The sequence below is a fragment of the Enterobacter sp. PP-008-ECC_S150 genome (assembly GCF_045257065.1).
Taxonomy (GTDB): domain Bacteria; phylum Pseudomonadota; class Gammaproteobacteria; order Enterobacterales; family Enterobacteriaceae; genus Enterobacter; species Enterobacter chengduensis.
On sequence record NZ_JBJHHG010000002.1, the window covers coordinates 209,075 to 232,394 of the forward strand.

The following is a 23,320-nucleotide window of genomic DNA, read 5'->3' on the forward strand; positions in this document are numbered from 1 at the left end:
CCACCAGACGGATGCAGCTATCCCTGGGAAAAAACACCCATTATTGTCAGACTTATTTTTTGCGACTGTGCGCGTCTATCGTTAACTCAGATCGGGTAATTTTGCGGCAGCGTTTTTCTCTATTCCAATAAGCGGCATTAAATTATCAACCGCGGAGGCATAATTAATTGCCGAACTCCAGCCATCATACTCGGCGATTATTTTCGCTGACGTGGCCTGCCAGACATCCTGCTCAACGCTGAGCAGATCGTTTATGCTCCGCTTGCTCAGGGTGTATTCATTTTTATAAACATCGCGGGCGCGCAGCGCATTTTCCAGCTGCTGCTTCCCGGCCTCCATTCTTCCCCGCGCGCCGGTCCAGTCCGCCTGGGCGACGGAGGCTTTTTGCAGAACGTCGAAGCGCGCCTGATCGACCTGCGAGGAGGCCATCGCCCGTGCCCCTTCCGCCTGCTGCACGCGTGCGGAGACCGCGCCGCCCTGATAAAGCGGTGCGTCAATATTGAGCTGGATTTGGTCGTCCCAGTATGAACGGTTGTCCGATTCATATCGGGTGCGCCCCCCTTTCAGGCTTAACGTCGGCCAGTGCTGAGACTTCGCCGTTTCCACGCCATACTGGGCCGAACGCTCCATGTTCTGCGCGGCCATCACCGCCGGGATCAGGGAATAATCTATGCGGTTGAGCGAGTCCGGCTCCACGGCAAGATTCGCGGGCACGGGCGAATAAGCCTCGGCCTGCATCCCGGTCAATACCGCAAGCCTGGCGCGCGCGCTGTTTAAGGCAGCGTTATACTGCGCGACCGTCGCCTGCATGCCGGCAATACGGGTGCGGGTCTGGAGCTCATCAGAGGTGGAGCTCACGCCCGCGTCTGCGCGCAGCTTTGCCAACTGCTCGACGTTTTTGAGCGCCTGAACGTTCTCTTTTGCCGCCTGCAGCAGATCGGAATAGCGTTTGACCTCGACATAGCTCAGCGCCGTTTTTTCCGCCACATCCGAAAGCGTGCCCATCAGCTGGTAGCGGTAGCTATCACGCCTTGCGGAGGACTGGCTGATGCTGTTATTGGTCTTGCCAAAATCGTACAACAGCTGCGTCAGGCTCAGTCCCCAGGCGGCTGAATTCTTCAGCGACCCGCTGGAATCGGTGGTCTGACTGTGCCCCGTGCTCCCGTTCAAGGATATTTGCGGCATCCAGCCGCTGCGCGCTTCGTCTATTTGCGCCTGGCCAATACCCAGCTGCGCGGCCTGCTGACTAATTGACGGATCGCGATCGATAGCAAAAAGAATACTTTCTTTTAAGGTCGTTGTTGCCACCGGGGCAATACCCACCTGATGGCTATTGGCGTACGCCGAATTTATGGCTAATGAAAGGAATGCCATCACTGCTGTAAATCGGCATAACGTCGTTTTTCGTAATATCGTCATGTTATCTCCCTGACTCTGAGTGACACTGAAGCAATTACCCAAAAAGAGGTATAGATAATTAGACAAATATCTTATTTCGCATCCTTGCTGAATTTCAGGTAATACTCCCCATACCCATTTCCATTGGAGATGAGATCTGTCCGCGTCTTATTTCAATTAAGAATTTACTTATTTCTTAAAGTGGTTGGCAGCATAACAAAATGTGGTATAGCCCACTACACCCACAATGTTAATGTGGTGTTACAAGCAAGAAAAAATATGGGGTTTCTGGACAAAAGTCTTAAAATGACCTTTCAGATGAAACATATAAACTGCCTGTTATCTAAGGAGAATTCTTAATTGGCCCCCTGCACATTTTTGCGTTAATTTCAGAGAGGTTCAGACACAAAGATTTTCAAAGAACTGTCAGTTTACGTAACCAAAGGAAGATATTTAAAATTAAAAACGCTTAAAAAACTAATTAAAGAGATAAAATTCTGTCTCACTCCAAAAATATAGTTTTTACCTCCATGCAATAGCAATACCCTGGTGACATAAACCAAACCGTTAAATAAAACATAACAATAACATCATCGTTAACATTCAGAACGGGTTCCTCATACCTTATCAATAAAATTTTAATAATCACTCAGGTGAACCATCTCTCCCCTGCCGAGCCTCCCAGGGACGTTTCCCTTCTCTCTGCGTCAAAATGCTGTATTATGCAAACTATTGCGACATTTTGCAGGAATACCCCCCCATGCACAAAACCGCTCGGCAACGCTTTATCCTCGATCTCCTTAGCGAGCAGGGTCAGGCCAGCATCAGCGAACTGGCCGAAAAGCTGCAGGTTTCAGCAGATACCATTCGTCGGGATCTAACCGACCTTGAGAACCAGGGCCTTGCGCAGAAGAACCACGGCGGCGCCATCGCGCTCAATCTTTCCGCCATGAACCGTCAGGGCCGCAATACGCTCCTGCCGCAGACCAAACAGCGCCTGGGTAAACGGGTCGCGCAGCAGGTTCCGCCGGGCTCCACCCTGTTTCTGGATGCCGGAAGCACGGTGATGGCCGTCGCCACCTTTCTTCAGGGGCCGCTCACCGTCATTACCCCCTCGCTGGATATCGCCCAGCATTTTAGCGACCGGGAAGACATCGAGCTGATCCTGCTCGGCGGAAAATGGGACCACCAGCAGCGGCTGTTTGCCGGCAGCGCCACGCTGTCCCTGCTGTCCCGCTATCGGGCAGATATCGCCATTCTTGGTGCCTGCGCCATCCATGCCGAACTCGGCCTGAGCGCCGGTAAAGAAGCGGACGCCGAGGTTAAACGCGCGATGCTTGACGCAAGCCATGCGCACTGGATTGTTGCCGACCACCTGAAAGTCAACCGCTGCGAGCCCTATCTGGTTTCCGGGTTATCCAACATTCAACAGCTCTTTTTAGATCGTCCCTGGCCTGAGCTTGGGGACCCTGGCGCACTGCAGGTTACGGTGTGCGCGAATTAACGTGGAGAAGGTCATGAGTAACGTTCAAACAATCAACATTGCGCTGATCGGGTATGGATTTGTTGGTAAAACCTTCCATGCTCCGTTAATCCAGTCCGTGGACGGGATGACGCTGGCGGTTGTCTCTTCGCGTGATGAAGAGAAGGTGAAACGCGATCTGCCGGACGTGCAGGTGGTGGCGACGCCGGAGGAGGCCATTCAGCATCCGGATGTCGACCTGGTCGTAATCGCCTCCCCCAACGCCACGCACGCCCCGCTGGCGACGCTGGCCCTGAAGGCGGGTAAACACGTGGTCGTGGATAAGCCTTTTACCCTCGACATGCAGGAAGCCCGCGATCTGATTGCTCTGGCGGATGAAAAGCAGCTTCTGCTTTCCGTTTTCCACAACCGCCGCTGGGACAGCGATTTCCTCGGCATTAAGCAGGTTATTGAGCAAGGCACGCTCGGCAAGGTTAAACACCTGGAGTCGCATATTGACCGCTTCCGCCCGGAAGTGCGCGTGCGCTGGCGCGAGCAGAACGTCCCCGGGAGCGGCCTGTGGTTTGACCTGGGGCCACACCTGATTGACCAGACGCTCCAGCTCTTTGGCCTGCCGCAGTCGGTTCAGGGAAATATCGCGACGCTGCGCGACGGCGCAGAAATCAACGACTGGGCGCACGTGGTCTTAAACTACCCGGAGCACAAGGTTATTCTGCACGCCAGCATGCTGGTGGCTGGCGGTACGGCGCGCTTTGCCGTGCACGGGGATAAAGGCAGCGTGGTGAAAGCCAGAATCGACCAGCAGGAAACGCAGCTGCTTTCAGGGGTGATTCCCGGCAGTGAAGCCTGGGGCGAAGACAGCGACAGCATGGTGTTCTTTGGCGCAGACGGCGCAGCGCAGACGATCCCGACGCCGAAAGGCGATCAGCGCCAGTATTACATCAGCGTGCGGGATGCGTTACGCGGGAAAATCAGCAATCCTGTCCACCCGGTCGAGGCGTTAGCGGTGATGGCCGTGCTGGAAGCTGCGGTGAAGTCCGCGGAGACGGGGTCAACCCAGGCGCTGGCGTTAACGGACGAAGAGCGAGCTCTGCTGGGTTAAAAACAAGCCGGGTGGCGGCTACGCCTTACCCGGCCTACGATGTAAATGTAGGTCGGGTAAGCGCAGCGCCACCCGACAAACGTTCAAGACTACGAACGCTTTTTCGGCATCATGCGCAGAAGGGTATTATCTTTCCAGAAATAGTGATGCATCAACGCCGCCGCCGCGTGCAGGCCAATCACAAAATAGCCCAGGTTCGCCAGCGTCTCGTGCCACGCTTTCATTTGATCCACCAGGTCAAAATTGGACTCCGCCGCATGCGGCATCGCCATGCCAAACGCAAACCAGTCGCTGCCCCGGTTATACATCATCACAATGCCGATCAGCGGCAGCGCAATAAACAGCAGATACACCACCAGATGCCCCAGATGGGACATGCCCGTCACCATCGCTTTTGGCTTCGGTTGAATCGGCGGCGCGCGGAATTTCAGGCGAACCAGCAGACGCGTGACCATCAGCACCAGGATACTGATGCCGCAGGAGACGTGAATCATATTGATCAAGGGACGCGCGGTGCGCGGGAAGAAACCTTTGAACTCCATGGCGCAGTAGGCGACGATGATTAACAGAAACACCAGCCAGTGGATGCCGATTTGCAGGCTTGTATATTTAGTGCGCATGTGATTTTCCGATGAATAACAGTCATCGCGCCAACATAATCCCATTTCCTTAAAAATTCATTAATTTTTCTGTATGGTTTTTCAAATACTTCGCCACGCATGAAGCATCTTCAATTGCCGCCCTGCTCGTGATGGTCTAAGCCTGGATGAGTTCAAACTGTCGCACCGACACGTTTACAGGAGAACACCATGAGTAAAATTGGCATTAACGGCTTTGGACGCATTGGGCGCCTTGTACTTCGTCGCCTTCTTGAAACCCAGGACAGCAATACCGTCGTTGCCATCAACGACCTCACCTCCCCGAAAGTGCTGGCCTACCTGCTCAGGCATGATTCCAACTACGGCGGCTTCCCGTGGAGCGTGGATTTCACCGAGGATGCGCTGATCGTTGACGGTAAAACCATTGCGGTCTACGCCGAAAAAGAGGCGAAGCACATTCCCTGGAAAACGGCGGGCGTAGATATCGTCGTGGAGTGCACCGGCTTTTATACCTCTGAAGAGAAATCACGGGCGCACCTGGACGCCGGCGCGAAGAAAGTGCTGATCTCGGCGCCTGCGGGCGACATGAAAACCATCGTCTACAGCGTGAATGACGATACCCTTGACGCCAGTGATACCATTATTTCCGTCGCTTCCTGTACGACCAACTGCCTTGCCCCGCTGGCGAAAGCCCTGAACGATGCGTTTGAAATAAAAGTAGGCACTATGACCACCATTCACGCCTATACCGGTACCCAGGCGCTGGTGGATGGCCCGCGCGGGAAAGACCTTCGCGCCTCACGGGCGGCGGCAGAGAATATTATTCCGCACACCACTGGTGCAGCCAAAGCCATCGGTCTGGTGATCCCTGCGCTCAGCGGCAAGCTGAAAGGCCACGCGCAGCGCGTGCCGGTTAAAACGGGTTCGGTAACCGAGCTGGTGGCCATTCTGGGCAAGAAGGTCACCGTTGAGGAGATCAACGCCGCGCTGAAAAAGGCCACTCAGGGTAATAAATCGTTCGGGTACACCGATGAGGAAATCGTGTCGTCCGACGTGATTGGCTCGCACTATGGTTCGGTGTTTGACGCCACGCAGACGGAGGTGTCAGAAGCGGGAGAGCTGCAGCTGGTGAAGGCCGTAGCGTGGTATGACAACGAATATGGGTTTGTGACGCAGCTGGTGCGGACGCTGGATAAGTTTGCGGCGCTGTGATTTTCCCCCTCACCCTAACCCTCTCCCCGAAGGGGCGAGGGGATTGTTCCGTGCTCAGCTGAGTTTTCGCGCCACCTTCAGGACCGGATCCTGCTGCAGCAGTTTCCATGCGGCGGTGATGGCCTCGGGGAATTCGACGTGCGCGATAAAATCCCGCCCGGCCGGGCCATAGCCGTTCTCATCATCATACAGGCGCGGCAGCTCCCCCATCACCAGCGAAAGGTAACGCTCAACGGGCCACAGCCCTGCGTTACTCTCGCTGAATACCACGCTATTTTTGCCGTTTTGCAGTAGTGGCGTAAACCCCGGGAAGCTTATCCACTGCGGTGACTCGGATTCATCCCGACAAACGCGGGCAAACGTCGCCATCGTGCGGCGCTGCATCGTCGGATCCTGCACCACCAGCATCCGCCCGGTCGCTCGATGGCGCTGTTTCAGCATGTTCCAGCTAAAGCGCGCGTTTTCACCGCAGTTGGTGGAGCGATCCTCAACCCACAGACGCGCCTCCGGGATCTGCCAGAACGCCCGCGCAATGTCGGCAAGAATGCTCGCTTCCGCCCGCCCTGTAACCGGTACGGTGTGATAACGCGAGTGCGTGCGGATTGCTTCATATAAAAACGCGGTCGAATGTCCAATGCCGCCGCTAATCAGCAGCGGTACCTGCTTTTCTGCTGCAATACGGAACGCCGCGTCAATGGTCGGGATCGCGGCGTTTCCTGCCAGGATGACCGCATCGATGTCCGGATGCTGGCAACTGCCACTGAGATCGTCCTGCGCCAGCCATTCACCAATAGTATTGATGGCCGCCAGCGTGGCATCCGGCAGGATGGGGAAATGGGTCTGCTCCATAAAGAACTCCTTCTCTGTATCCCTTCAGGGTAGCGGCTTCAGTTTCTCAACACAACGGCAACGTTCGGCCGCTCTTTTTCCTTAAATTTACCTTCACCATTTGATTAACATGCGTAAATCATATTCACTTGAATTATCATTTGCGGCAGACGTAGAATCGCTAGCCCGCTAATTATTCAATCATTTCTAAGGTAAACGACGTTATGCGCCTGCCCGAACGCGACCCATATGCTCCTCGCGAGTGGCAGCCACATGAGAAACCCGCCCTGCTGGGTTCGCCCTCCACGCCCGAGCACAGTACGCCAAAACGCATTGCCTACGGCGTGGTTGGCCTGCTGGTGTGCCTGACGGGGGCGCTGGGAAACGCGGTGGTCACCGCTAACCTGCAAAACCTGCAGGGGACCTTCGGAGCCTGGTCGACCGAAATCGCCTGGCTGCCTGCGGTCTATGTCATGACCAACATCTCCATCAACCTACTGCTGGTCAAGTTCCGCCAGCAGTACGGTCTGCGCGCCTTCACCGAAGGTTTTCTGGTGCTGTACGTGCTGGTGACCTTCTTCCACCTGTTTGTGAACGATCTCAGTTCGGCGCTGATGGTCCGCGCCGCGCACGGAATGGTGGCCGCCGCGCTCAGCTCATTAGGGATTTACTATCAGATCCAGGCCTGGCCTGCGAAGCACCGCCTGAAGGCGCTCACCATCGGGATCACCGGCTCGTCGCTCGCCATCCCGCTGGCCCGCCTGTTTTCGACCGAGCTGCTGCAGCTGGACGAGTGGCGCGGGCTCTATTTCTTCGAGCTGGGGCTGGCGCTAATCTCCCTGGCCTGCGTGATAGTCTTGAAACTGCCGCCGGGCGACCGGCGCAAGGTCTTCGAGAAAAAAGACTTTATCACCTTCTTTTTAATGGCGCCCGGAATGGCCCTGCTCTGCGCCGTGCTCTCGTTAGGCCGCCTTGACTGGTGGTTCGAGGCACCGTGGATCGGCTGGTCGCTGGCGCTCTCGCTGGTGCTGATCGTGGCGGCCATCGTCTTTGAGCATAACCGCGCCAACCCGCTGCTGAACACCCGCTGGCTGTCGAGCGGCAGCATCGTCCGTCTGGGACTGATCATGCTGCTGATCCGTATCGTGCTGGCAGAGCAAAACACCGGCGTCATCGGCTGGCTGCAGTACGTGGGGTTACAGAACGAGCAGATGACCCACCTGGCGTGGTCTATTTTTGCCGGGATCGTCTGCGGGATCGTCACCAGCTGTCTGACCATCAAGCCCACGAAGCTGGCGTGGCCGATTATTACCTCCCTGGCGCTGATGATTGTTGCCTCGCTGCTGGACAGCCAGTCCAATAACCTGACCCGCCCGGACCAGCTGATGGTAAGCCAGTTCCTGCTGGGCTTTGGCAGCGCCTTCTTCCTGGCACCCGCCATGCTGGCCGCGATTGGTGGAGTGATCGCCGACCCGCGCAACCTGGTCAGCTTCTCGGTGATGTTTGGCATGAGCCAGAACCTCGGCGGCCTGCTGGGCTCCGCGATCCTCGGCACCTTCCAGACCTGGCGCGAAAAGTACCATTCCAGCCTGCTGGCGGACCAGCTCACCACGCTCAACCCGCTGGTCAACGAGCGCATTCAGCTTTATACCCAGATGTATAAAAGCCTGATTGGCGACAGCTCGCTGCTGGGCACGCAGGCGATAACGCAGCTGCAAACGGTAACCGCGCTGGAGGCGAATATTCTGGCCTACAACGATACTTATCTGCTGACGGCGAGCATCGCTGCCGCCACGCTGGTCTGGATTTTATGGCGCTTGCTGCGCCTGCGCATCACTGCCCGTATGGCGCTGAAGAACGCCACCGGCAACAAATAATTGAAAGAGTTCTGGAGAGTTTATGAGTCAGCAGGATGCCGCCAAAGAGCAGGCCAACACCCGCAAAAATGTGCGCATTGTTTCCGTTTTCACCGCCGCGGCTATCGGTCTTGTCGGCGTGCTGGTGATCCTTTATGCGTGGCAGCTGCCGCCGTTCACCCGCCACGCGCAGTTTACCGACAACGCCTACGTGCGCGGTCAGACGACGTTTATCAGCCCGCAGGTAAACGGCTATATCACCGAGGTGCATGTTCAGGACTTTGTGCAGGTCAAAAAAGGCGACCTGCTGCTGCAGATTGATGACCGTATCTATCGCCAGCGGGTGCATCAGGCCGAGGCGCAGCTGGCGATGAAGGTTGCCGCGCTCAATAACAACCTGCAGCAGCGCAAAAGCGCCGAAGCGACGATCGCCAAAAATGACGCCGCGCTGAAAAACGCCCGCGCCCAGAGCCTGAAAACCCAGGCGGATTTAAAGCGGGTGAAAGAGCTGACGTCAGACGGCTCGCTCTCCATTCGCGAGCGCGACGCGGCGCTGGCCAGCGCCGCCCAGGGCAGCGCCGATATCGACCAGGCGAAAGCCGCGCTTGAGATGTCGCGTCAGGATCTGCAGACGGTAATCGTCAATCGCGGCGCGCTGGAGGCGGACGTTGAAAACGCCAAGGCGGCGCTGGAGCTGGCGCAGATTGACCTGCAAAACACCCGCATTGTGGCGCCGCGTGACGGTCAGCTCGGCCAGATCGCCGTACGCCTCGGGGCCTTTGTGACCGCCGGAACCCATCTCACCACCCTTGTGCCCCCTCAGCACTGGGTCATCGCCAATATTAAAGAGACCCAGCTCGCGGAGCTGCGCGTCGGTCAGCCGGTCAAATTCACCGTCGATGCCCTGAACGACAGGGCCTATCAGGGCCGCGTGGAGAGCATCTCTCCCGCAACCGGCGTGGAGTTCAGCGCCATCACGCCGGACAACGCCACCGGCAACTTTGTCAAAATCGCCCAGCGTATTCCGGTTCGCATCGAGGTGCTCGGCAAGCCAGAAGATTCGGCGCTGCTGCGTCCGGGCATGTCGGTGCAGGTGACCATTGATACGCGGGAGGCGAAGTAATGATCCTTCGTCCGATAGCCGCGCTGGTGGCGGCGGCGATGCTTGCCGGATGCCAGTCCGTCGACGTCAAACCGGCGCAGCCAACGCTGCACATCCCCACCCAGTGGCGTGCTGAGGCTGGCCCAGCGAGCCCGACGCAACAGCTCTGGTGGCGGAACTTCCACGACAATCATCTCAACCTCTATGTGGACCAGGCGCTACGGCATAACAGCGACGTGCTGATCGCCCGGGAACGCATTAACGAGTATCAGGCGCGGGTCTTTGCGGCCGACGGCAGCCTGTTTCCCTCGCTCGACGCGGGCGTCACGGGGACGCGCGCGCGTTCGCAATCCGCCGCGACCGGGCTGCCGGTCTACGGCACGCTGTACAGAGGAAGCCTGACGGCGAGCTATGACGTGGATATCTGGGGCGTCAACCGCAGCACGGCCAATGCCGCCGAAGCCTCGCTGGCGGCGCAAAAAGCCGCCGCCGCCGCCGCGGATTTGACCGTCGCGTCTTCCGTTGCCTCCGGCTATGTCACCCTGCTCTCGCTTGACGAACAGCTGCGCGTGACCGAATCCACGCTGAAGTCGCGCGAAGAGGCGTTTAACCTCGCGAAGCGTCAGTTTGAAACGGGCTACACCTCGCGCCTGGAGCTGATGCAGTCGGATTCCGAACTGCGCTCAACGCGGGCGCAGGTGCCGGTGCTGCAGCACCAGATTGCACAGCAGGAGAATGCGCTGAGCCTGCTGCTGGGCAGCAACCCCGGTGCGGTAGCGCGAAGCGAAAGCTTTGCGGCCCTGACGCCGCTGGCGCTGCCGTCGCAGCTGCCCTCTACGCTCCTGAACCGTCGGCCGGATATTGTTCAGGCCGAACGACAGCTGGTGGCGGCGGATGCCACGCTTGCCGCGTCGCGCGCCAGCCTGCTGCCGTCGATCAACCTGACCGCGACCGGATCGATTCAGGATCGTACCCTGTCCGGCCTGCTGGACAACCCGCTTCAGCTCTGGAGCGTCGGGGGCAGTATTCTCGCCCCGCTGCTGAACCGCCAGGCGCTCAATGCGCAGGTAGATATTTCCCAGTCCCAGCGTAACCAGGCGCTGTACGCCTATGAAAAAATCGTGCGTAACGCGTTTGCCGAAGTGAACAACAGCCTTGACGCTATTTCGCGCTACCAGGAACAGCTGACCGAGCTGCTTGCCCAGCAGGATGTGGCCCAGGAGACGCTGCGCATTGCTCAGAATCGCTATCGCAACGGCTATTCTTCCTATCTGGACGTGCTGGACGCGCAGCGCACCCTGTTCTCGGTCCAGACCAGCGTCGTGCAGGTGAAAAATAACCTGCTGCTGGCGCAGATTGATTTGTATAAAGCGCTGGGCGGCGGCTGGACCAGTGCCTGAAGACCTGCCCGGTGGCGCCAGGCGTGCCGGGCCTACATTTGCCCCGTAGGCCGGGTAAGGCGCAGCCGCCACCCGGCAATTCCCACAAGGAATCAATCTATGCAACAACCGTGGTCTGCTGTAGATAATTACATGATCTCTTCGCTTATTCCTGACGATGACGTACTGGATCAGGTCCTGGAAAACAACAAGCGCGCCGGGCTGCCCGAGCACGACGTCGCGGCCAATCAGGGGCAGCTGCTGGCGCTGTTCGTGCGCATGGCGCAGGCAAGACGCATTCTCGAGATCGGCACGCTGGGTGCCTACAGTTCAATCTGGATGGCGCGTGCCCTGCCGCCGGACGGCAAGCTGGTTACGCTCGAAGCTGACGCGATACATGCAGACGTTGCGCGTCAGAATATTCATCTCGCAGGACTCAGCGATCGTATTGAATTGATTGAAGGCCCGGCGCTGAGATCGCTCGAAAATTTCGGTGACGTTCCGCCGTTCGACCTGATCTTTATCGATGCCGATAAGCCCAACAATCCCGGCTATCTGGAGTGGGCGCTGCACTATTCCCGCCCCGGCACGGTGATTATCGGCGATAACGTGGTGCGCGAGGGTGAAGTGGTTAACGGGCAAAGCGACGACGCGCGCGTGCAGGGCGTGCGGCGTTTTATCGAGATGACTGGAGATAACCCGCGCTTAACCGCCACCGCGCTGCAAACGGTGGGGGTTAAGGGGTGGGATGGATTTACGCTGGCGATGGTGAACGGGTGAAAAAAGCCGGGTGGCGGCTTCGCCTTACCCGGCCTACATTTCGCCCCGTAGGCCCGGTAAGCGCAGCGCCACCGGGCAAGGCCCTTAGCCGGAAATCTGCTCCATCGCCTGCAGGATACGCTTATCCGAAATCGGATACGGCGTACCGAGCTGCTGGGCAAAGAAGCTGACGCGCAGCTCCTCGATCATCCAGCGGATCGCCTGAACGTCTTCATCGTCGCGGCGGGCAGGCGGCAGCTTGTTGAGCCACTGCTGCCACGCCTGCTGCACGCTTTCCACTTTCAGCATCTGCGCGCGGTCGCGGTGCGGATCGACCGCCATTTTCTCCAGGCGTTTTTCGATCGCCTGCAGATAGCGCAGCGTATCGCCGAGGCGCTTAAAGCCGTTGCCGGTGACGAAGCCGCGATAGACCAGCCCCGCCATCTGCGCCTTCACGTCCGACAGCCCCAGCGCCATGGTCATATCCACGCGCCCCTTCAGGCGCTTGTTGATATTGAACACGGCGGTCAGGATCTGCTCGACCTGTTTGGCAATCTCAACAACGGTGTCGTTCAGCTCTGCGCGCACCTTCTCATGAAGCTGGGCAAAGCCCTCTTCCGTCCACACCGGGCCGCCCGCCTCGTGGATCAGCTTGTCCACGCCGCAGGAGATGCAGTCGTCAATCAGATCCAGCACCTTGCCGTACGGGTTAAAGTACAGCCCCAGCTTGGCCTTGTTTGGCAGCTTCTCGTGCAGATACTTGATCGGCGACGGGATGTTGAGCAGCAGCAGGCGACGCAGCCCGCGCCACATCATCTGCTGCTGTTCCTGCGGGTTATCAAACAGCTTAATCGCCACGCTGTCGCGCTCGTCCACCAGCGCGGGCCAGGCTTTCACCTTATAGTTGCCGCGCTTCTGCTCGTAGCTTTCCGGAAGCTGACCAAAGCTCCAGATGTGCAGCCCGCTCTGTTCGATACCGTCATCCGCTACTGCCGAAAGCGTTTCCTGAACCTTCCCCTTCAGCGCCTCTTTCAGCTCGCTCAGGGAGCGCCCTTCCAGCAGCTTTTTGTTTTTATCGTCCACCACGCGGAAGCTGATTTTCAGATGATCGGGCACCTGATCCCAGTTCCAGTCCTCACGGTCAATGGTGGTGCCGGTCATGCGGCGGAACTCGCGCTCCAGCGCGTCCAGCAGTGGCAGCTCCAGCGGCGTCACGCGGCCTAAAAAGGCTTCCGCATAGTTCGGCGCGGGCACAAAGTTACGGCGCACCGGCTTCGGCAGCGATTTAATCAGCGCAATCACCAGCTCGCGGCGCAGGCCTGGGATTTGCCACTCGAACCCGCTCTCGTCGACCTGATTTAACAGCGGCAGCGGAATGTGGACGGTCACGCCGTCCGCGTCTGCGCCCGGTTCAAACTGATAGGTCAGACGCAGCTTGAGGTTGCCCTGATGCCAGAAGTTCGGGTAGTCGAGCTTGCTGACCGACTCCGCCCCCTCTTTAATCAGCATGCTCTTTTCAAAGTTGAGCAGGTCCGGCGTCTCTTTGCTGGCCTTCTTCCACCAGCTGTCGAAATGGCGGGCGGAAATCACGTCGTGGCTGATGCGCTGGTCGTAAAACTCGAACAGCGCTTCATCGTCCACCAGAATGTCGCGGCGGCGGGACTTATGCTCCAGCTCTTCCACCTCGGCGCGCAGCTTGAGGTTTTCACGGAAGAAGGCGTGACGCGTCTGCCAGTCGCCCTCCACCAGCGCGTGGCGGATAAACAGCTCGCGGCTGAGCGCCGGATCGATCTGGCTGTAGTTGACCTTACGCGCGGCCACCACCGGCAGGCCGTAAACGGTCACCTTCTCGGTCGCCATCACCGCGCCCTGCGCGCGCTCCCAGTGCGGTTCACTGTACGACCGTTTCAGCAGATGCTGCGCCACCGGCTCCACCCATTCCGGATCGATTCGCGCCGCAATGCGCCCCCACAGGCGGCTGGTTTCTACCAGTTCGGCGACCATGGTCCATTTTGGCGGCTTCTTGAACAAGCCGGAACCCGGGAAGATGGAGAAACGGGCATTGCGCGCGCCGGTATACTCCTGCTTTTCGGCGTCCTTCATCCCAATGTGGGACAGCAGGCCGGTCAGCAGCGCGATATGCACTTCGCGGTACTCCGCCGGTTCACTGTTTACCGGAATACCCAGCTCTTTCACCACCTGGCGCAGCTGGGTGTAGATATCCTGCCACTCGCGCACGCGCAGGTAGTTGAGGAAATCCACGCGGCACTGGCGGCGGAACTGGTTCGAGGAGAGCGCCTTCTGCTGCTCGCCGAGGTAGTTCCACAGGTTCACGAAGGCGAGGAAATCGGACTCTTTGTCGTGGAAGCGACGGTGTTTTTCATCTGACGCCTGCTGTTTGTCCATCGGACGCTCGCGCGGATCCTGAATGGAGAGCGCCGAGGTAATGATCATCGCCTCGCGCACGCAGCCGTGCTTTTGCGCTTCCAGCACCATGCGCGCCAGACGCGGATCGACCGGCAGCTGGCTGAGCTGGCGGCCCAGCGGCGTCAGCTTGTAGACCGTCGCCTGCTCGTCGGTAGTAATCGCCCCGAGCTCTTCCAGCAGACGGACGCCGTCCTGAATGTTGCGTTTGTCCGGCGCCTCGACGAACGGGAACGCAGCGATGTCACCCAGCCCCAGCGCGGTCATCTGCAGGATAACGGACGCCAGGTTGGTGCGCAGAATCTCCGGGTCGGTAAACTCAGGGCGCGAGAGGAAGTCATCTTCGGAATAGAGACGAATACAGATCCCCTCCGACACGCGGCCGCAGCGGCCTTTACGTTGGTTAGCCGACGCCTGGGAGACCGGCTCAATCGGCAGCCGCTGCACCTTGGTGCGGTAGCTGTAGCGGCTGATGCGCGCCGTACCCGGGTCGATCACGTATTTGATCCCAGGCACGGTCAGCGAGGTTTCCGCCACGTTGGTCGCCAGCACGATGCGCCGCCCGCCGTGCGGCTGGAAGACGCGGTTTTGCTCGCTGTTGGACAGGCGGGCGTACAGCGGCAGGATCTCCGTGTGGCGCAGGTCGCGCTTGCTGAGCGCGTCGGCGGTATCGCGGATTTCGCGTTCGCCGCTCATGAAGATCAGGATGTCGCCCGCGCTTTCGTTGCCCAGCTCGTCAACGGCATCGAAAATGGCCTGCAGCTGGTCGCGCTCGGTATCGTCCGCCTCCTCAACAATCGGGCGATAGCGCACTTCTACCGGGTACGTGCGTCCTGACACTTCGATAATCGGCGCATTGTTGAAATGCTTTGAGAAGCGCTCCGGATCGATGGTCGCGGAGGTGATGATGACTTTCAGATCCGGACGACGCGGCAGCAGCTCTTTCAGGTAGCCGAGCAGGAAGTCGATGTTCAGGCTGCGCTCGTGCGCTTCGTCGATGATGATGGTGTCATACTGCATCAGCAGCCTGTCCTGCTGGATTTCCGCCAGCAGGATACCGTCCGTCATCAGCTTGACCATGGTGTTATCGCTGACGTGGTCGCTGAATCGCACCTTGTAACCGATGCAGCCGCCCGGCTCCGTTTGCAGCTCTTCGGCAATACGGTTCGCCACGGTGCGCGCTGCCAGACGACGCGGCTGGGTGTGGCCAATCAGGCCTTTCACCCCGCGCCCCAGCTCCATGCAGATTTTCGGCAGCTGGGTGGTTTTCCCCGAACCGGTTTCCCCCGCGACGATCACCACCTGGTGGTCGCGGACGGCCTCAAGGATGTCCTGCTTTTTCTGGCTAACGGGCAGGTTTTCCGGGTAGGTAATCGCCGGACGCGCGGCTTCGCGCAGCACAACCTTACCTGCCGCCTGTTCAATCTCTTTCGCCATCTCCTGGTAAATGGCCTGTTGTGCATCAGGATTTTTAACCTTCTTCACGCCGTGCAGACGACGGGCAAAGCGCTGTTTGTCGCGCAGCGTCAGGGCATCAAGCTGTTGCAGGAGCATCGGGAAGGTTAATTTTTGTTGTTCTGTCATAGCGTTAATGGGCAGTGCTCTGCCGGGTAAAATCTCTTTTTAATGATTGCTATAGAGTACCACATTGACGCTTTCCGCGCCTTATTCAAAAAATTCGAACATAGGCTTCGATATATTGCGCTATCTCTGTGGCAGGATTGTGAATAGAGTGTCAACAAGCAACGGGGCAACCCCCTTCAATCAAATGCAAAAACAGGAATCACCCATGAGCAAAGTATTAGTTTTGAAATCCAGTATTCTGGCAGGGTACTCTCAGTCTGGTCAGCTGTCTGATTATTTCGTTGAGCAGTGGCGTGAACAGCATTCCGCTGACGAAATCACCGTGCGTGACCTGGCGGCGAACCCAATTCCTGTGCTGGACGGTGAACTGGTTGGCGCGCTGCGTCCGAGCGATGCGCCGCTGAGCCCGCGTCAGCAGGAAGCCCTGGCCCTGTCCGACGAACTGATTGCTGAGCTGCAGGCGCACGACGTTATCGTGATTAACGCCCCAATGTACAACTTCAACATCCCAACCCAGCTGAAGAACTACTTCGACCTGGTGGCGCGCGCGGGCGTAACCTTCCGCTACACCGAGAACGGCCCGGAAGGTCTGGTGAAAGGCAAGCGTGCGATCGTGCTGACCAGCCGCGGCGGTATCCACAAAGATACCCCAACTGACCTGGTTGCGCCGTACCTGAGCCTGTTCCTCGGCTTCATCGGCATCACCGACGTGAACTTCGTCTTCGCGGAAGGCATCGCTTACGGTCCTGAAGTGGCGACCAAAGCGCAGAACGACGCGAAAGCCGCGATCGACAGCCTGGTTGCAGCGTAAGATTTCCCCCTCTCACCGCCCGGTGGGAGGGTTTTTCTTTTCTCCGCATTTCGCTATCATCCGCTCCCACTCTCCAGCCGGGCGGCCTGATGTCTGCGATTATTGATTCTTTTATTGCCCCACCGTGTCACGACGACATTGCGATCCTCTGGCAGGATGAACATCTGCTGCTGATCGATAAGCCTTCCGGCCTGCTTAGCCTTTCGGGCAAAAATCCGCAAAACCTCGACTCCGTCCACTATCGTCTGGTCCAGACCTTCCCGGGCTGCACGCTGGTGCACCGTCTCGATTTCGGTACATCCGGGCTGATGGTGGTGGCGCGCAATAAGGCCATCAACGCGGCGCTTTGTCAGCAGTTCAGCCAGCGCAGCGTGGAGAAAGGTTACAGTGCCCTGCTTTGCGGGCATCTTGAAAACGATGAGGGAGTCATAGACGCGCCCATTGCCAAAGACCAGGCGCTGTTCCCGCTGATGTCGATCTGCGCCATCAACGGTAAACCCGCCCGCTCTCGCTATCGGGTGGTGGAGCGGTTTTATCAGGAGACGGGGCTGCCGTTAACGCGGGTGGAACTGACGCCGGAGACCGGGCGAACCCATCAGCTGCGCATTCACTGTCAGCAGCTGGGACACCCGATTCTGGGCTGCGATCTGTATGGCGGTCTTGACGCGCCGGGAGCTGAGGGAGCGTCCCGGCTGATGCTGCATGCCAGCAAGTTGAATTTTATTCATCCCGTAAGCGGCGAGCCGGTGAATGCCCATCACGCCGCCCCGTTCTGAATGCGGTTTACCACATCAAGTCGTCAGGGATTTTGAAGTCCGCGTACGGATCGTCTTCGTCCTGCTCTTCCTGGCTGAGCGCGCTGTTTAACACGATGCTGTCGGCATCGCGCTGGGCAATTTTATCCGCCACCACCGCCGGAATGATCGCGTATTCGCAGTCGCCGTTGGCATTCAGCACCAGACGCGCTATCGCCAGACGGCCGTTGATCAGCTGAGCCTGAGTTTGCTTGTCGACGTCGATTTTTTTAATCAGATTGCCGTCGGTGAAGTTAAAGGTGATGTTGCCTCTCGCCACGGTGATGCGGTTCATCTCAATCAGCTGCTTCACCTGCGCCTTAAACTCTTTCGCCAGCACGGCCTGCTTCTGCTGCTCGCTCAGCAGCCTGTCACGCTCCATCTGCGCCTTCTTGTTCTCTTCTACCGCTTCCCGAGCCTCACGCGCCTGCACGCGTGATTTCTTTGCCGTACGCTGCACTTTCGCCGCTTTCTTGCTGCTGACGAGGCCCGCTTTCAGCATCTGCTCTTGTAAGGTGAGTTTTGTCATGATCGTTTCTAAACCGGTTGTAAATTTTGGGGATTATAGCGGGAATTGCGGAGCGTGTGCCAGAGAAGTAGACATGGCGCTTTGTCACCTGAGCTTTGTTTATTCTTTATTCAGCGTTTACTAATAGTATAGCCGCAAGAGTGATTAAAAATCATCAGGTCATTTTCTTAAAAAAAATGAGCAGTTCTTGAATATGATGTGGATTGAATAATTGTGATCGATTCTGGCGTAGGCTGTTTTTTCTTATTGAGAGAATGAAGAAAAAATAAGCCCTTAAAAGGAACAATGATGCTTAACCATAAGGATTGCGCATGTTTCGACTCTACCGGTCACATGATTTAACACGGCAATTAAACCCTGAAGATTTTCAATACATTCTTACTCCAGCAGGTTCGCTGAAAGAGGCGTGTAAACATTATGATCTGTCTTATGAAGCAAACGGTCATAGCCTCTCTTTTGGTCTTCCCAAAAGAAAATACAGCATATCTCCACATCAAAGACCCTATGAACGAAGGCATCGCAGTTACGCAGATCCCATTTATGATGAAGTTGAACGCGAGCTGCAAATTGGTTGGCTTGTTGGCGTGGATGCCTCCAGACGCTGGAGCAGCGTCCGGAACCCGTTTTATATCGATAATAACGGCGAACTCATTTTTACCCCTACTTCCTCATCGTGGCATGCATGGTATAAGGACGAAATCCTGAGTGCCTATCGGCACGTTATTGCCGATCGGCAAGGCAGGAAGCCCGCTCCTACTCAAAGGATGCATTATGATTATTACGCGCCAACAACTGCATCGTCGGAGAATACGCTGAACAGTAAAGCTGTTGGTCGTCTGCTCGCCGCTGGTGGTGTTTATAACGGCAATATTAAAGGGTTTCATGAAACCGCGCTGCAGCTTGGCGGAGATGCTCCATCAGGTTATGAGCAAGTCATGAACAAAAAAGGGTTAATCATTGCGAGCGCCTCCGTTGTGGCAGGATTAACGATGGGCAGGTTGAATCCTTTAAGCGAAATAGATGAAATATCGGGTCACATTAAAATACCCGCACTTGAGAGCCCATATGTAAAAGGTTTCACCTCTCAGAGCGGCACACTAGTGAATGCTGAACACGCGGTTGTCGACCCGAAAAAACTCGCGGCTTATGCTTTAGACTCAACACATCCTACTGGAGGACACAAAGCCCGAGTGTTTGCGTCAGCGCTGGGATACACCCCAACTAATGCGGATGTTTTAGCCGCAAGAATTCAGGAAGGCGTATTATCGTTCCCAGCAAAAGTGTTGCAGGCCAACAATTACGGTCAAACAATGGCTGTCGATATGCCCATTTTGGGCGTCAACGGTGAAACAGCGATCGTGCGTACAGGCTGGATGTATGAAACTGACGCGCTAGTTCCTCGCCTGACAACCCTATTCGTTAAATGAGAAAATAAAAATGAAAAGAGCCGAATTAGACGTTGTGGTTTTAAACGAGGATTTACCGGATGAAGGACTGATGAAAGGGGCTATTGGTACGATTGTTATGGTTTTCGATACCCCAACGCTGGGCTATCTTGTCGAATTTTGCGACGAAGAAGGAAGAACAATAGCAATGCCTGCTTTGCTACCCGCTCAGCTAAAGAGTGATTTCATTCCTGGCACCCTCAAAACACGGTTGGATCGCCCTGAATAAAGGGTAGTTGAAAGCGTAAGCCTGCAGTACGAAAAAATCACCTGGCGCATCGTCGACGGGAACATAATGCACAGCGACGCCTGGAACGAACGTCCTACAGGGGCTTGATGCCCCTTACTCTTTCACTTCCCTGCCTGAAGCAATTTGAAGTTTCCACTCTGCGTCTCCTTGTTCATGAACTTCCCTCATGTTGCATTGAAATTAAGTCACTTCCCCTGCGCCGCGGGCTCAGGCATAAATTATGCATTGATAACTTCTTGGCAACATGAACTTAGGATGCATAACCACAATGAGCAATACTTTCACATATACCCTAAAGCGCAGTTGCTTCGATGAGAATTACAACCCGTCAGAAAATACGCGTACCACCACCAACTTTGCCAACCTGGCGCGCGGTGAAAAACGTCAGGAAAACCTGCGCAACACGCTGGTGATGATCAACAACCGCTTCAACGCCTTAGCAAGCTGGGATAACCCCAACGCCGATCGCTACGCGGTTGATCTTGAGATCATCTCTGTCGATTTAACCATTGGCGCGGAAAAACCCTTCCCGGCCATTGAGGTATTGCAGACGTACATCGTCGACAAAAAAAATAACCAGCGTATCCCCGGCATTGTCGGGAATAACTTCTCGTCTTACGTGCGGGACTATGACTTCAGCGTGCTGCTGCTGGAACACAACAAGAACCAGCCGCAGTTCAGCGTTCCGGAAAAGTTTGGCGAACTGCACGGCAATATTTTCCGCCATTTTGTCAATTCACCGGAATACAGAGAGAACTTCAATAAAGGCCCGGTGATCTGCCTGAGCGTCTCCAGCAAGGATACCTATCGCCGCACCGGCAATCAGCACCCTGTGCTGGGCATTGAGTATCAGCCTGATGGCGAGTCGCTAACGGAGCTGTACTTCGCGAAGATGGGCCTGAAGGTGCGCTATTTCATGCCGGAAAACAGCGTAGCGCCGTTCGCGTTCTTCTTTACCGGAGATTTGCTGACCGATTATAGCGATCTGGAGCTGATTGCCACCATCAGCACGATGGAGACGTTCCAGAAAATCTATCGCCCGGAAATTTACAACGCCAACTCGGCGGCGGGACTGTACTACCGCCCGGATTTAAACCAGCAGGATCACTCCTTAACAAAAATTGTGTATGACCGGGAAGAGCGAAGCCGGCTGGCAATTGAACAGGGTCGATTTACCGAAGCGTACTTCATTAAGCCTTACCAACACATTCTTGAGCAGTGGTCTGATAACTACACGCTTTAATACATCAAAAAAGGTCTTTTATTATGAAAACATTGCTCCCGACTTCAACGGCTGGCAGCCTGCCTAAGCCGACCTGGCTTGCGCAACCTGAAACGCTGTGGTCCCCGTGGAAATTAGAGGATCAGGAACTGCTGGCGGGTAAACAGGATGCCCTGCGCCTGTCCCTGGACGAGCAGATCCGCGCGGGAATCGATATCGTCAGCGACGGCGAGCAGACCCGCCAGCACTTTGTGACCACCTTTATTGAACACCTGAGCGGCGTGGATTTTGAGAACCGTCAGACGGTGCGCATTCGTAACCGCTATGACGCCAGCGTACCGACCGTGGTCTCCGCCGTCGCGCGCCAGAAACCGGTCTTCGTCGACGATGCAAAATACCTGCGTCAGCTCACGGACAAGCCGATCAAGTGGGCTCTGCCGGGGCCGATGACCATGATCGACACCCTGTATGACGCGCACTATAAAAGCCGCGAAAAGCTGGCCTGGGAGTTCGCCAAAATTCTCAATCAGGAAGCGCGTGAACTAGAGGCCGCAGGCGTCGATATTATCCAGTTTGACGAACCGGCGTTTAACGTCTTTTTTGACGAGGTTAACGACTGGGGCATCGCCGCGCTGGAACGCGCCATTGAAGGGCTGAAGTGCGAAACCGCCGTACACATCTGCTACGGCTACGGCATCAAGGCCAATACCGACTGGAAAAAAACGCTCGGTTCAGAATGGCGCCAGTATGAAGAGGCCTTCCCTAAGCTGCAAACCTCTAACATCGACATCATCTCCCTGGAGTGCCACAACTCCCGCGTGCCGATGGATCTGCTGGAGCTGATCCGCGGTAAAAAAGTGATGGTCGGCGCGATTGATGTGGCAACCAACACCGTAGAAACCCCGGAGGAAGTGGCCGATACGCTGCGAAAAGCGCTGCAGTTTGTGGATGCGGACAAACTTTACCCGTCAACCAACTGCGGCATGGCGCCGCTTTCTCGTCAGGTTGCGAACGGCAAGCTGAAGGCGCTGAGCGCCGGGGCAGAGATTATCCGCAAAGAGCTTACCCGCTAACGCTCACGCCTGCCAGTAGAGGGGCGTGCCGAATAACTCCACGTAATAATCAATCACCGCCCTGACGTTAAGGGGCGGATGACGGGCGTTCGGGTAGATCGCCGCGATGGTCTGCGGCTCCGTGTTGATCCCACATTCATGCTCCGGCAAGAGCGACACAAGCTCGCCGCTTTTTAGCCTTTCACTCACCAGCCAGTCGGGAAACAGAACGATCCCCATTCCGCCCAGAGCGGCAACCAGCAGTGTTTCAGCATTGTTGGACGTCATCAGCGGAGCCACAGGATAGTGAACCCACGCCTCATTTTTACGGCGAATTAGCCAGCGGTTAGGCCCGGACGATCCGCGATAAACAAGGCAGCGATGATGCGTCAGATCCTCCGGCCTGTCAGGTGCGCCGTGCTGTTGCAGATAGGACGGCGATGCCGCCAGATGATAAAACTGCCGCCCGAGCACCCGCGCGTGGAACGAGGAGTCCGTCAGCGTACCGATGCGGAACAGCACGTCGGCGGCATCCCGGTGGGGATCGATAAAATCATCGGTGAGCGTCAAATCAAGGCTGAGCCTGGGGTAACGCGCTGAAAGCCCCGCCAGGCCAGGGGCAACGTGACGCTGCCCAAAAAAAACCGGGCAGTTAATGCGAATCAGGCCGGTTGGCTCGATGGAACGCGCTTCCAGCTCCCGGCGCGCCTCCTCAAGACTTCCCGCCATTCTCCGGGCGTAGCGGATAAAAAGATGACCGCTTTCGGTCGGGATGACGGCTCGCGTATTGCGATAAAAAAGCTGCTGGCCGATCGCGTCCTCAAGCTGGTGGATCATACGTGAGACCTGCGATGCGGAGATCCCTTCCCGCCGCGCAACCACGGAGAAATTCTGCGATTCATAGACCGCGATGAAGATCAGCAGCGCGCGAATACTGATATTTCCGGCATCGATCATTAATGCATTTCCTGCAAAGGTGTTTCCTGCATTATGGCATTTTTCTCACTGTTGATACGCCGTATTCTTCGTCGCCTGAACAACAAGAGAGCATGTGTTATGCAAATTATTTTGATTTTACTGGTGATTGCAGGCGGGATGGGCCTCTCCGTCGAGGCGGGACTGCTGGGGCCGCTGGGAGGAAAAGTTGGGGACTTATGGGCGACCTTCAGCATTTTTGGCGTCGGCGCCGCGCTGACGTTTCTGCTGATGCTGTTTTTCAGCCCGCGCAACAGCCCGTCGTTTTTCGCCCAGCCAGGCTGGCAGCTGCTCGGCGGGGTGCTCGGTCCGGTATACGTGGTCATCCTGACCGTGGCGACTCCCGCCATCGGCATCGCCATGACCATGATTGGCATTCTGGCAGGCCAGGTCTTTAAAAGCCTGATCATTGACCACTACGGTCTGCTCGGTACGCCGCACAGGAAGATCAACGCGAAGCGCATTATTGCACTGGGGTTCATCATTGCGGCACTGGTTCTGGTCGCGCAGGGGTAA

The 23,320-nt window shown here is 56.8% G+C and carries 19 protein-coding genes and 2 pseudogenes; 15 read left to right on the forward strand and 6 right to left on the reverse strand.

The features are described 5' to 3' along the window. Positions 1 to 81 precede the first annotated feature (81 nt). The gene (locus tag ACJBF3_RS03600) at positions 82 to 1,419 is read right to left on the reverse strand and encodes a TolC family outer membrane protein (RefSeq protein ID WP_045330169.1); all 1,338 of its coding nucleotides are present in this window, start codon (positions 1,417 to 1,419) and stop codon (positions 82 to 84) included. Positions 1,420 to 2,158: 739 nt separating this feature from the next. On the opposite strand from ACJBF3_RS03600, the gene ACJBF3_RS03605 reads away from it, so the two are divergent. Then, on the forward strand, positions 2,159 to 2,902 hold the full coding sequence (locus ACJBF3_RS03605; RefSeq protein ID WP_045330168.1) for a DeoR/GlpR family DNA-binding transcription regulator: 744 nt from the start codon (positions 2,159 to 2,161) through the stop codon (positions 2,900 to 2,902). A 13-nt stretch (positions 2,903 to 2,915) separates the two neighbouring features. Further along, complete coding sequence (locus ACJBF3_RS03610; RefSeq protein ID WP_045330165.1) at positions 2,916 to 3,983, forward strand: oxidoreductase; 1,068 nt, start codon at positions 2,916 to 2,918, stop codon at positions 3,981 to 3,983. An 89-nt stretch (positions 3,984 to 4,072) separates the two neighbouring features. Here the strand turns inward: ACJBF3_RS03610 and cybB are convergent, their stop codons facing one another. After that, the gene (gene cybB / locus ACJBF3_RS03615; RefSeq protein ID WP_045330164.1) at positions 4,073 to 4,603 is read right to left on the reverse strand and encodes a cytochrome b561; all 531 of its coding nucleotides are present in this window, start codon (positions 4,601 to 4,603) and stop codon (positions 4,073 to 4,075) included. Positions 4,604 to 4,792: 189 nt separating this feature from the next. Here cybB and gap point away from each other — a divergent pair, with 189 nt between their 5' ends. Beyond that, the gene (gene gap, locus ACJBF3_RS03620) at positions 4,793 to 5,794 is read left to right on the forward strand and encodes a type I glyceraldehyde-3-phosphate dehydrogenase (RefSeq protein WP_045330161.1); all 1,002 of its coding nucleotides are present in this window, start codon (positions 4,793 to 4,795) and stop codon (positions 5,792 to 5,794) included. A 54-nt stretch (positions 5,795 to 5,848) separates the two neighbouring features. Here the strand turns inward: gap and ACJBF3_RS03625 are convergent, their stop codons facing one another. Then, positions 5,849 to 6,643 (reverse strand): YdcF family protein, encoded by a 795-nt coding sequence (locus ACJBF3_RS03625; RefSeq protein ID WP_045330158.1) that lies wholly within the window; start codon positions 6,641 to 6,643, stop codon positions 5,849 to 5,851. A gap of 203 nt (positions 6,644 to 6,846) precedes the next feature. On the opposite strand from ACJBF3_RS03625, the gene ACJBF3_RS03630 reads away from it, so the two are divergent. The 4 genes from ACJBF3_RS03630 (at position 6,847) to ACJBF3_RS03645 (ending at position 11,739) form a co-directional block, all read left to right on the forward strand. Then, positions 6,847 to 8,499, forward strand: a complete 1,653-nt coding sequence (locus ACJBF3_RS03630) for an MFS transporter (protein WP_045330155.1) — start codon at positions 6,847 to 6,849, stop codon at positions 8,497 to 8,499. A gap of 22 nt (positions 8,500 to 8,521) precedes the next feature. Then, on the forward strand, positions 8,522 to 9,601 hold the full coding sequence (locus ACJBF3_RS03635) for an HlyD family secretion protein (RefSeq protein ID WP_047723587.1): 1,080 nt from the start codon (positions 8,522 to 8,524) through the stop codon (positions 9,599 to 9,601). Then, positions 9,601 to 10,980 (forward strand): efflux transporter outer membrane subunit, encoded by a 1,380-nt coding sequence (locus tag ACJBF3_RS03640; RefSeq protein WP_045330147.1) that lies wholly within the window; start codon positions 9,601 to 9,603, stop codon positions 10,978 to 10,980. The genes ACJBF3_RS03635 and ACJBF3_RS03640 overlap by 1 nt, the downstream gene beginning before the upstream one ends. A 99-nt stretch (positions 10,981 to 11,079) precedes the next feature. Beyond that, a complete protein-coding gene (locus ACJBF3_RS03645) occupies positions 11,080 to 11,739 on the forward strand; it encodes an O-methyltransferase (protein ID WP_045330144.1) in 660 nt (219 codons plus the stop codon). Between the two features lie 84 nt (positions 11,740 to 11,823). Here the strand turns inward: ACJBF3_RS03645 and hrpA are convergent, their stop codons facing one another. Next, entirely contained in the window at positions 11,824 to 15,726 is a 3,903-nt protein-coding gene (hrpA, locus tag ACJBF3_RS03650) for an ATP-dependent RNA helicase HrpA (RefSeq protein ID WP_045330141.1), read from the reverse strand. A 205-nt stretch (positions 15,727 to 15,931) separates the two neighbouring features. On the opposite strand from hrpA, the gene azoR reads away from it, so the two are divergent. Both azoR and ACJBF3_RS03660 read left to right on the forward strand, forming a co-directional pair. Next, entirely contained in the window at positions 15,932 to 16,537 is a 606-nt protein-coding gene (azoR, locus tag ACJBF3_RS03655) for an FMN-dependent NADH-azoreductase (protein WP_045330139.1), read from the forward strand. Between the two features lie 89 nt (positions 16,538 to 16,626). After that, on the forward strand, positions 16,627 to 17,313 hold the full coding sequence (locus ACJBF3_RS03660) for an RluA family pseudouridine synthase (protein ID WP_045330136.1): 687 nt from the start codon (positions 16,627 to 16,629) through the stop codon (positions 17,311 to 17,313). A gap of 7 nt (positions 17,314 to 17,320) precedes the next feature. On the opposite strand, the gene ACJBF3_RS03665 is transcribed toward ACJBF3_RS03660, so the two are convergent. Beyond that, positions 17,321 to 17,860, reverse strand: a complete 540-nt coding sequence (locus ACJBF3_RS03665; protein WP_045330134.1) for a DUF2058 domain-containing protein — start codon at positions 17,858 to 17,860, stop codon at positions 17,321 to 17,323. 311 nt (positions 17,861 to 18,171) lie between these two features. On the opposite strand from ACJBF3_RS03665, the gene ACJBF3_RS03670 reads away from it, so the two are divergent. The 5 genes and pseudogenes from ACJBF3_RS03670 to ACJBF3_RS03690 all read left to right on the forward strand — a co-directional run bounded on the left by ACJBF3_RS03670 (position 18,172) and on the right by ACJBF3_RS03690 (position 21,850). Beyond that, a complete protein-coding gene (locus ACJBF3_RS03670; RefSeq protein WP_045355338.1) occupies positions 18,172 to 19,287 on the forward strand; it encodes a DUF6883 domain-containing protein in 1,116 nt (371 codons plus the stop codon). Between the two features lie 10 nt (positions 19,288 to 19,297). Continuing rightward, positions 19,298 to 19,513: pseudogene (locus ACJBF3_RS03675) on the forward strand (DUF4926 domain-containing protein); the annotation flags it as partial. Positions 19,514 to 19,540: 27 nt separating this feature from the next. After that, positions 19,541 to 19,642: pseudogene (locus ACJBF3_RS03680) on the forward strand (type VI secretion system tube protein Hcp); the annotation flags it as partial. A 181-nt stretch (positions 19,643 to 19,823) separates the two neighbouring features. After that, positions 19,824 to 20,798: a DUF1852 domain-containing protein gene (locus ACJBF3_RS03685; protein ID WP_045328987.1), complete on the forward strand. Its 975-nt coding sequence runs from the start codon at positions 19,824 to 19,826 to the stop codon at positions 20,796 to 20,798. Between the two features lie 23 nt (positions 20,799 to 20,821). Then, complete coding sequence (locus tag ACJBF3_RS03690) at positions 20,822 to 21,850, forward strand: methionine synthase (RefSeq protein WP_045328988.1); 1,029 nt, start codon at positions 20,822 to 20,824, stop codon at positions 21,848 to 21,850. 3 nt (positions 21,851 to 21,853) lie between these two features. Here the strand turns inward: ACJBF3_RS03690 and ACJBF3_RS03695 are convergent, their stop codons facing one another. After that, complete coding sequence (locus tag ACJBF3_RS03695; protein WP_045328989.1) at positions 21,854 to 22,786, reverse strand: LysR family transcriptional regulator; 933 nt, start codon at positions 22,784 to 22,786, stop codon at positions 21,854 to 21,856. 99 nt (positions 22,787 to 22,885) lie between these two features. Here ACJBF3_RS03695 and ACJBF3_RS03700 point away from each other — a divergent pair, with 99 nt between their 5' ends. Next, entirely contained in the window at positions 22,886 to 23,320 is a 435-nt protein-coding gene (locus ACJBF3_RS03700) for a DMT family transporter (protein WP_045328990.1), read from the forward strand.